This window comes from Salinibacter sp. (assembly GCF_042218895.1).
In the GTDB taxonomy this organism is placed as follows: Bacteria; Bacteroidota; Rhodothermia; order Rhodothermales; family Salinibacteraceae; genus Salinibacter.
In genome coordinates, this window is sequence record NZ_JBDGQQ010000022.1 from 1 (window position 1) to 9,761 (window position 9,761).

General features: G+C 64.8%; 8 protein-coding genes. 5 read left to right on the forward strand and 3 right to left on the reverse strand.

Annotated elements, in window-relative coordinates; all coding sequences use genetic code 11:
- On the forward strand, positions 1-302 hold a 302-nt coding region (locus ABEL04_RS02435; RefSeq protein WP_375800787.1), incomplete at its 5' end, for a hypothetical protein.
- A 397-nt stretch (positions 303-699) separates the two neighbouring features.
- On the opposite strand, the gene ABEL04_RS02440 is transcribed toward ABEL04_RS02435, so the two are convergent.
- From ABEL04_RS02440 to ABEL04_RS02450, 3 genes are read right to left on the reverse strand one after another with little or no spacing between them, the layout of a single operon-like run.
- Positions 700-1,473, reverse strand: a complete 774-nt coding sequence (locus ABEL04_RS02440; RefSeq protein WP_375800788.1) for a DUF1080 domain-containing protein — start codon at positions 1,471-1,473, stop codon at positions 700-702.
- A 50-nt stretch (positions 1,474-1,523) separates the two neighbouring features.
- Positions 1,524-2,846 (reverse strand): Gfo/Idh/MocA family protein, encoded by a 1,323-nt coding sequence (locus tag ABEL04_RS02445; RefSeq protein ID WP_375800789.1) that lies wholly within the window; start codon positions 2,844-2,846, stop codon positions 1,524-1,526.
- A gap of 44 nt (positions 2,847-2,890) precedes the next feature.
- A complete protein-coding gene (locus ABEL04_RS02450) occupies positions 2,891-3,805 on the reverse strand; it encodes an N-acetylglucosamine kinase (RefSeq protein WP_375800790.1) in 915 nt (304 codons plus the stop codon).
- A gap of 487 nt (positions 3,806-4,292) precedes the next feature.
- Here ABEL04_RS02450 and ABEL04_RS02455 point away from each other — a divergent pair, with 487 nt between their 5' ends.
- From ABEL04_RS02455 to ABEL04_RS02470, 4 genes are all read left to right on the forward strand, one after another.
- Positions 4,293-5,489 carry a glycoside hydrolase family 10 protein gene (locus ABEL04_RS02455; RefSeq protein ID WP_375800791.1) on the forward strand — a complete coding sequence of 399 codons (1,197 nt, stop codon included), beginning with the start codon at positions 4,293-4,295 and terminating at the stop codon, positions 5,487-5,489.
- A 255-nt stretch (positions 5,490-5,744) separates the two neighbouring features.
- A complete protein-coding gene (locus ABEL04_RS02460; protein WP_375800792.1) occupies positions 5,745-7,568 on the forward strand; it encodes a sodium:solute symporter family transporter in 1,824 nt (607 codons plus the stop codon).
- Positions 7,569-7,682: 114 nt separating this feature from the next.
- Entirely contained in the window at positions 7,683-9,500 is a 1,818-nt protein-coding gene (locus ABEL04_RS02465; protein WP_375800793.1) for an FAD-dependent oxidoreductase, read from the forward strand.
- A gap of 75 nt (positions 9,501-9,575) precedes the next feature.
- The coding region (locus ABEL04_RS02470; protein ID WP_375800794.1) for a hypothetical protein at positions 9,576-9,761 on the forward strand (186 nt) is incomplete at its 3' end.

A 9,761-nucleotide genomic window follows, 5' to 3' on the forward strand; every position in this document is an offset into this window, starting at 1 on the left:
ACGACGTAAACGGCGATGACCGCCCCGACATGCTCCTCGCGGGCAATGACTTTACAGTGCGGGCTCCCTGGGGCCCCTCCGACGCCGGAAAAGGACTGCTACTCGTGAACCAGGGACACCTCACATTCGACGCCCAGCGCCCCTCCGAGAGCGGCTTCTACGCGCCCAGAGACGTTCGGAATCTGTTGCTCGTTCCCACGCCCGACGCGCCGCTCGTCGTGGTCGGCAATAACGACGGGCCAATCGAGCTGCACGAGATCGACACCGCTCCGCAACAGCGGCCCGTCCAGGTCTCGGAGTAAGCCACGCGGAAACATCGTTGATGCTCTCCTCTGCGGCAAGATGAACTTGTCGCCCCCTCGCGGTCGCCCTTGGAATACAGACGCGCACAGACTATCCGTCCTGCCCGACGGACGCTCTTGATCCTCGGCGCCTGTCTGCTGGGTACTGGTAGCTGTGGAAACGCCGGGTCCGAGGAGTCGGGACCGGCGGGCGAACCGCCCTCCGAAACGTGGCCGGACCGCCCCGACTGAGTCCGGGTGTGGGGCGACGAGCTTGGGCAGGATGAGCTCCCGGACTCGACGAAGTGGCGGTACGAAACCGGTGGGCACGGATGGGGCAACGAGGAACTTCAGTATTACACCGAGGCCCGCCTGGAAAATGCCCGGGTGGAGGACGGACACCTTCTCATTCCGGAATCTACTCGAGATCGCGCACCCAGACGTTGCGGAACCGAACCGGATTTCCATGGTCCTGGAGGAGCAATGGGAGGCGTGACGCGTGCCTCTCGTAGGACGGACGGTCCTTCCACGCCGTTGGGCCCGTCAGCTCAGCATGGTCCTGCACGAGCACCCCGTTGTGGTACACCGTCATGCGGGCAGGCGTCACCACGTCCCCGTCCTCGTCGAAGTGAGGCCGTCGAAAGACGATGTCGTACGTCTGCCACTTCCCCTGCGGCCGCGTGGCGTTCACCAGTGGGGGATACTGCCCGTAGATGGCCGCGGCTTGGCCGTCGGGGTAGGTCGAATTGTTGTGGGAATCAAGGATCTGCACCTCGTACGTCCCCATGAGATACACGCCGCTGTTGCCCCGGCTCTGCTTCTCCCCTTCCACCGAGGCCGGCACCATCCATTCGAGATGCAGTTGCACGTCGCCGAAGCCCCTTTTGGTCTGCAGATCCCCGCTTCCCGGTTTCACCTCAAAATACCCATTTCGCACGATCCAGGAAGGCGTGGACCCATCCGGATGCTCCCACGCGTCGAGGCTCCCACCGTTGAAGAGGACAACGGCGTCTGACGGGGGCGGCTGCGGCGCATCGGGGACTGGACCGGGGTCCACAACGGGCGGTTGGGCACGGGTCGTGTCGTGCACATCCCAGTAGACAGGATTTCGAGACTGCGCGTTCGCCGGCACTGCGAGTGCCGCACCGAGAACGAAAAGCGCGAGTGAGAACAGCCAGGAGGAGGAAGACATCCGACGATTTCGGCGCTCAACCAGACAGAGAACGCGTCGCGAAAGGCAGGTCATACGCTAGGAAGCGTCCATGGATCTCGATAGGTCGGCTCGATGAAGGCATTGGCCTCCGGGTCGTCCACGAATTGTCGGGCCTCGCCATCCCATTCCACGTCGTGCCCCACCCGAAAGGCGACGTTGCCGATGTGGCAACTGACGGCCGTGTCGGCCGCCGCCTCGACCGGAGCGTTCAGCGTTGCCTCCTCCCGGATGGAGTCTACAAAATTCTGCGCGTGGACGTCGAGGCCCCCTTCTCCTTCTCGGGGCGGGATGGGATCGAGCCTGTACTGCTCGTCCTCGATCTCAGGGAGCACCTCCCACCCGTTTCGATCGATGACGAGTGTGCCGTTGTTGCCAACGAAGGCCACGCCGTGGCCACGGTCGTAGGGCCCGTTGCCGACCCCCGCGGCGTGCTTCCACTCCATCGTAACGTCGTCAAACTGGTAGAGGGCCTGTTGAGTATCGGGCGTCTCCCGGGCGTCGCCCGGAAATCCGAATTTACCGCCCGTCGAGGCAACGGACCGTGGAGCGCTGAGCTCCTTCCCAATCAGAAGGTAGTCGAGCAGGTGCACGCCCCAGTCGGTCATCAGGCCGCCGGCGTAGTCCCAGAACCAACGGAAGGTGTAGTGAAACCGGTTGGGGTTGAAGGGACGCTCGGGGGCCGGGCCGAGCCACATGTCGTAGTTCACCCCCTCCGGCACCTCCGTATGGGGCTTCTCAGGCAGGCGCCTCTTCCAGCCCATGTACGCCCAGGCCTTTGTGTGACGAATCCGTCCCAACTCGCCGGATTGGAGGTAGTCCACGGCGTTCTGCCAATGATCGCTGCTGCGCTGCCATTGCCCAACCTGCACGACGCGCCCGGTCTTCTCGGCGGCGCGCCGCATGACGTCGCACTCGGCGATGGTATTGCCCAGCGGCTTTTCGACGTAAACATCCTTTCCCGCCTGGCAGGCATGCACCATCTGCAGACAATGCCAGTGGTCCGGCGTCCCGATGACGACGAAGTCGAGCGCGTCGTCCTCCAGCAGTTGCCGGTAATCGTCGTAGAGGTCCGGCGTTTTGCCAGTACGGTCCTCCAGCTCGGAGGCCCGCTTCTCGAGGACGTTGCGATCCACGTCGCAGAGTGCAACGCATTCGACGCCTTCAATCTTTTGGTGTGCCGCCACGTCGTTCCACCCCATGCCATTGATGCCAATGGCCCCGAAGCGAAGGCGGTCACTCGGGGGCACAGAGTCGTCGGCCGAGGCGGTGTGAGGAGCGGTAGTAGAGAGGCCCGCCCCCGCAAGGACCGTAGAGCCAGTCTCAAGGAATTCGCGTCGGGTGTAGTCGTGCATCGTACGCGTGGGAGCGTGAGAGAGGAGGCGGAGACCTGGCTGTTCTACGCGACCTGGCGGCGCGCCCGCCGCAATGCCCCGACGGCCGGCTCGCGCTGGAGTCGCTCGATCGACCAATCCGGAAACGAGTCCCGGAGCGTGCGGTGGAGGCGCTGGGCATAACCCTGGTTCTGGAGCATGCCCCCGAGCAGGGCGGTGCGGGGGGCAATGTCGTGGATCTGAGCGAGGAGCCACTCCACCTGTTGCGCGAGCTCGGCCGTCTGGGTCGCGAGAATGTCGGACGCCACTGCATCGCCGTCTTCCGCGGCGTCGATGACCATCGGTGCAACGTCCTGAATGGCAATCTCTTCCTGGTAGACCCGGTGGATGAGAGCTTCTCGCGTGTCGATGCCGTACCGGTCCCCGAGGCGGGGACGAAGAGCCGTCTCGGCCCCGCCGTCAAACGCCTCCGCGACGGCCCGGAGCCCGGCCCGTCCTATGGCGTACCCGCTACCTGCGTCTCCCAGAAGGTGTCCCCAACCCCCTGCACGCTGCGTCGTGCCGTCCGTTGCCCGCCCGAACACGACAGAGCCTGTTCCGGCGATAACCACGAGCCCGCTTTCCGATCCAAAGGCGGCATCCAGAGCGATGGAGGCGTCATGCACCACTTGCACGTCTACGGAGAGAGCTTCGTCCGTGAGGGCCCGGCGGAGGCGCGTGGCAATGACCTTCTGTTCGCTGGCCCGTCCAGCCCCGGCGACTCCTGCACAGACCGAAAGGTGTTCGACGGGCTGACGCGAACGCACTACCTCCTGGACGAGGGCCCCCAGGATGCCAGCCGATTCTTCGAGCCCGCTCCGCTGCGGATTGGCGGGAGGGCCCCGTCGTTCGATGCGACCAGAACGGTCGTCACACTGTGCGAGAAGGGAGGTCTTGGAGCCACCAGCGTCGAGGCCAACGGCGACGTGCTTTGCAGCCACGGGGCAAGCGTCAGGGTCGAGGGATAAGGAACCGTGCATGGCGGCGAGGGTCGCCCCGCTGCCACCTCACGCGCACTCGGTCGGGGATCTTCCAAAAGCAGCCCCCACTTGAGCACGAAGCAGGTGTGTTGAAAGACGGAACTGACGGGTCTTTCCGCAAGATGGAAGCGCTCCCACACTGGAACTGGAAGCGGTTCCAGGCTCGTCCGTGCCTTGATGCAGGTCGGGAGACGGAATTATCATGCAAGTGCAAAGGTTCTATACTCCGCGTTCATTCCCTCTGCACGTCTTTCTCGGTGCACGCGTCGGCCCCCTGGTCTTCAGCGACCCCGCTGCACAGTCTCAACCGCGCTTCCGTCCCAAGGCTGCCCTCTCCTCAATGCCCCCGATGCCCCCTCGGCTTGTTCCTTCCAAAGCGCTCCCCCACGGCCCTTCCCCGCCCGGAGACCTGTCGGGATGCAGAGCCCTCCCGATCGTGGGCCTCGCATTGGTTTTCCTTCTGGGGTTCAGTGCTGGATGTGGGGACGCTCCGTCCTCGAACGAGAAAAACGGTGACTCGGACACGACTGCGTCCGTCCAGTGCGAGAATCCTCCGGCGAGCGACGAGCTCCGAGGGGTATGGGTAACGAACGTCGACTCCGACGTGCTGGATAGTCAGGCCAACATTGAGCAGGCCATGACCGTCCTGGCGGATCACAACTTCAACGTCGTCTTCCCGGTGGTGTGGAACGACGCGGCCACAATGTACCCGAGCACCGTCATGGACACGCTCATCGGGCGGTCCATCGATCCGCAGTACGAGGGGCGCGACCCACTTCAGGAACTCGTCAAAGCAGCCCACGAGAACGGCCTCGCCGTCATTCCCTGGTTCGAGTTTGGGTTCTCGTCGTCCTACCAAGCCGAGGGGGGGCCGATTCTCGACAAGTACCCGAGCTGGGCGGCCCGGAACCGGAACGGCGAACTCGTCACCAAAAACGGGTTCGACTGGATGAACGGCTACAAGCCCGCCGTTCAGGACCTGCTGATGGATCTCGTCCTGGAGGTCGTCCGCAACTACAAGGTCGATGGCATCCAGGGGGACGACCGGCTCCCTGCCAATCCGGTGGAAGGCGGCTACTCCGACTACACAAAAACGCTCTACCGGTCGGAGCACGACGGCCAGAACCCTCCCAGCAATCCGCGGAACGAGGCGTGGAAGGAGTGGCGGGCCGATAAGCTGAGCGACTTCGGACGCCGCCTCTACGACAAGGTGAAGGCCGTCGATTCCTCGCTCGTCGTGTCCTGGGCGCCGAGCCCGTATCCCTTCGGCTACAACGAGTACCTGCAGGACTGGCCCGCGTGGATCAATCGGGGCTTTACGGATCTCGTCCACCCGCAGGTCTATCGCCGCGATGTGTCCGAATACAAGAGCTTTCTCGCCACGCAGCGGGCCGACGAGGCAGGGTGGAATGCGGACAAGGTGCTCGGCTTCTATCCGGGCGTGCTCATGAAGGTGGGCGACTACCGGATGACGCCGGAGGAACTGAAGGAGGTGATTCTCACGAACCGGAGGCGCGGCATCGATGGGGAGGTCTTCTTTTTCTACGAAGGCCTGCACGAAAATGACGGCGCTCTGGCCGATGTCCTGAAGAGCTGCTACAGTGAGTCAGCCGATCTTCCATTCGATCCCGCCCACGTGCCGTAAGGGGACAGCGGTCGGCCGACGGCGGACCGCGGTCACTGCCCGGAGTTGAAGGTATGAGTCTGGAATTTCCCGCCCCATACGGATTGCACTCCAGGACGTCCCTTTTGAAGCGCCTCCATTCCCCCGCCGCATGTACTCTCAGGGTGCAACCTTCAACCTTCTAATCTTCAATTTGGAAGCCGTTGAGGCGGGCGGGTCCCTTGAGGCTGAGCAGACAGATCACGGTTCGTAACGTATCACTGAGGTGCTCCCCGCATGGCCACGATCGATTACGTCATCGTCGTCGTCTACCTCGCGGCCCTGATCGGGGTAGGGATGTACCTCCAGTACTGGGCGTCGCAGGGGATCGACAGCTACTTCCTGGGCGACAACGACATTCCGTGGTGGGCCCTCGGGGCGTCGGGCATGGCGTCGAACCTCGACGTGTCCGGCACCATGATCATCGCGGCCCTCATCTACGCCCTGGGCGTGCAGGGCTTCTACATCGAAATCCGGGGCGGCGTGGTGCTGCTGCTCGCCTTCTTCATGATCTTCATGGGGAAGTGGAACCGGCGGGCCCGGGTGATGACGCTGGCCGAGTGGATGGAGTACCGCTTCGGAACGGGGCGGCAGGGACAGGCGGCCCGCATCTTTGCCGCCGTGGCCAATCTGGCGTTCGCCATCGCCACGGTCACGTACTTCGCGCAGGGCGGCGGCATCTTCCTCGGCGAAATTCTGGGGATGGACGCCGACCTGGCCGCCGTGCTGATGATTCTGATTGCCTCTACCTACACCATCGCGAGCGGGCTCTACGGGGTCGTCTACACGGACGTCTTCCAGGGCTTTCTGATCTTCGGGGCCATCCTGTACGTCATCTATCTGGTATTGGGCCACTACGCGCTCCCGCCGGAGTTTGCGGTGTCGGTGCCAATGGGGGACGGGTCGTTCCAGCAGATCGAGACGACGCGGCAGGCCTGGACGGACGTGGTGCCGGACTGGCGGAAGGAAATCCCGGGCAAGTATGGCCAGTACAGCCTCTTCGGGCTCGGCATTCTGGTGTACCTGTTTCGGTCCTGCATCGACGGGATGAGCGGGACGGGCGGCTACATCATCCAGCGTTTCTACGCGGCAAAGGACGAGCGGGAGGCCGGGCTGCTCAGCATGTTCTGGATCGTGCTCATGTCGCTACGGTGGCCGTTCGTGGCGTGCATCGCCATCATGGGCATCAACTACGGCATCACGAACGAGGTCATTGCCAATCCCGAGAAGGTGCTGCCGGTCGTGATCCTCGAACAGATGCCGGTGGGCCTCAAGGGGCTGCTCGTGGCGGGCCTCATCGCCGCGGCCATGTCCACGTTCGACTCGGTCGTGAACGCGGGGGCCGCGTACTGGACGCGCGACATCTACCAACGCTTCCTGAACCCGGACGCCGACGAGCGGACGCTGGTGTGGCACAGCCGCCTCTCGTCCGCCGCGGTCGTCGTCATCGGCATGATCTCGACGTACGCCTTCACCACCCTCAACGACGTGTGGAGCTGGCTCACGCTGAGCCTGGGGGCAGGGCTGCTTATCCCACAGGTCATTCGCTGGTACTGGTGGCGGTTCAACGGGTACGGCTACGCGGGCGGGGTGGCCGTGGGCATGGTGCTGGCGGTGATTCAGCGGATCGTAGCGCCGGAGCTGGCCGAGATGGGGCAGTTCCTTGCCGTCGGCTCGGGCACGTTTGTGGCCTGCATTGTCATCACCTACGCCACGACGCCGACCGATCCGGACGTGCTCCGCACGTTTTACAAGGAGACAAAGCCGTTCGGCCTGTGGGACCCGGTGCGAGAGCGGGTCGACGCAATCGACCTGGACGCCATCCGGGCCGAGAACCGGCGCGACATCCTCGCCATCTGCATCGCGGTGCCCTGGCAGCTGGTGCTGTTTCTGACGACCATGATGGTCGTGACGCGGCGGTGGATGAGCGTAACCGTCCTCGCGAGCATTCTGGGGGTCCTGTCGGTACTCCTGTACTTTACGTGGTACCGGCACCTCGCGGTGTCGGCGGAGACCTCGGCGAAGGTGGAAGCGGAGACGGCGGACCTGTCTGGACGGTGACGTCCGGTCCCCGCATCAATCTCGAACGGTCTCGCCACGGTTCTGAAAGAAGACGATCCGGCGAATTGTCTCTACTTCTGATTCGATCACCACCGGCACAATTTCCTTCTGCTCATGGATCGACGTTCGTTTTTGCAAACGATGGGCCTCGGCACGGCGGGGTGGGCCGTGATGCCCACCGTGTTCGGTCGCTGGTTTCAGGGACGGCGGAGCCGCGAGACCGATGTCGTCGTCTACGGCGGCGGCGCCGGGGGCATCTGCGCAGCGGTGCAGGCGACCCGCCTCGGCGCCGAGGTGACGGTGCTGGAGCCGTCGCCCTGGATCGGCGGAATGCTGACGGCGGCAGGCGTGAGTGCGCTCGACGGCAACAAGCACGGCGCGGGCGGCGGCCTCGTGCAGCGCTTCCGGCAGCGGCTGGCCGACCACTACGGCTCGCTCGACGCCCTCCACACCGGCTGGGTGAGCCTCTACTGCTACGAGCCGACGGTGGGCCACCGTATTCTGGAGGAGTGGGTGGCCGAGGAGGATCGGCTCACTGTACATCGGGGGGTGGAAGCGGTCGGGTACGAGCGGGTCGACCGACGGACGCGCCGGATTGGGGTGGCGCCGACGAAGACGAAGCTGGAGCCCGCCTGCCGCGAGGCGGAGCGCACCGTCACGTGCCGCGTCTTCATCGACGCCACCGAGTACGGCGACGGACTCGCCCTGGCGGACATCCCGTACCGACTGGGCCGGGAGAGTCAGGACATGCTCGGGGAGCCGGCTGCGCCGCCCGAGCCGGACAACGAGATCCAGGACCCCACCTACTGCGCGACGCTCGTGAAGGAGCCCGGCGCTGCGCCGCTCCCGTCCACCCCCGCCGAGCGGGCGCAGTGGAACGCCTTCCAGTGCAGCGTGAAGGGCGACTGTCCCACGCCGGATCCGGACCGCCTCAACCACGACCTGCACGAGTGGAAGAGCTTCATCGACTACGCGGCCCTGCCCAACGACAAGTACCTCCTCAACTGGCCCTTCCACGCGAACGACTTCCCCGTCACGCGGCGCTTCTACGAGGACCGCTACGTGCGTCACCAGCGGCTGCTGGACGCCAAGCGCCATACGCTCCAGTTCGTGAAGTACATGCAGACGGAGCTCGACCATCCGGAGTGGCAGATTGCGACCGACGAGTATCCGACCGACGACCACCTGCCGCCCCTTCCGTACATCCGGGAAAGCCGGCGCATGGTGAACGACCGGATGATGACGCAGCAGGACGTGGTGCCGGAGGGCGACAATCCGCGGGCGCCGACGATCGACAATTCGATTGCGGTCGGCGACTACTTCCTCGACCACCACCACGCGAAGGCGCACCTGCCGCCCGGCTGCCGGCTGGCGGAGGACTACCCGGACAACGCGCCGTTCCAGGTCCCGCCGTCGGTCTTCTTCCCGGACGTGGACGACCCGAGTTTCATGGCGGGGGAGAAGAGCATCGCCGTCTCCCACATCGTGAACGGCTGCACGCGCCTCCAGCCCGTCGTGATGCTGATGGGACAGGCGCTCGGCGTTTACGCGGCGCTGGGCACGCAGGACGGCACCACGCCCCGAGATGTCCCCATGGACCGCGCACAGGACCGGCTTCTCGACGCGGGCTGTCCGCTGTACATCCTGTACGACGTGCCCGCGGGCCACAAGCTCTTTCGTCCCACCCAAGAACTCGCCCGCGCCAGGGTCCTCCGGGCCGACGATCCGACCCACCTGAAGCCCGACGAGCCGGTGCCCGCGGACTGGGCCCGGAAGTGGACTCGTCGCGCTGATCGGCCTGACGCCGTTCGGCAGGAAGAGGGACCGCTCCGGCGCGAGAATGTGGGCCGTGCGCTGCGCGAGCACCTGCCGGACGCCGATCCGGTGCCGCGGGGGGCGTTCGTGGAGGCGCTGCACGCAGTCCTCTCATAGATCCTCGACGAAACGGCCGTTTATGGACGGGCGTTCGAGTGTTGAAAGCGGCCTTTTCACCACACGCCCGAGCCCATGTCCAAAACTTTGACGATTGACGTTCCGGACGAGCTTTACGCCCGCCTCGAACGCCAGGCCAAGCTCAACCAGCGCAGCATCCCTGACGAAGTCGTCCGGCAGTTGGAAGAGACCGACGATGCGGACGACGTGGACCGCGACGCTCTCTGGGAGCGGATTGATCGGCTTCGAGAGGAAGGGCCG

Excerpts from the sequence above, each read along its gene's own strand:
- ABEL04_RS02440 (WP_375800788.1), bottom strand. The coding sequence starts at position 1,473 with ATGTCTTCCTCCTCCTGGCTGTTCTCACTCGCGCTTTTCGTTCTCGGT.
- ABEL04_RS02445 (WP_375800789.1), bottom strand. The coding sequence starts at position 2,846 with ATGCACGACTACACCCGACGCGAATTCCTTGAGACTGGCTCTACGGTC.
- ABEL04_RS02460 (WP_375800792.1), top strand. The coding sequence starts at position 5,745 with ATGGCCACGATCGATTACGTCATCGTCGTCGTCTACCTCGCGGCCCTG.
- ABEL04_RS02465 (WP_375800793.1), top strand. The coding sequence starts at position 7,683 with ATGGATCGACGTTCGTTTTTGCAAACGATGGGCCTCGGCACGGCGGGG.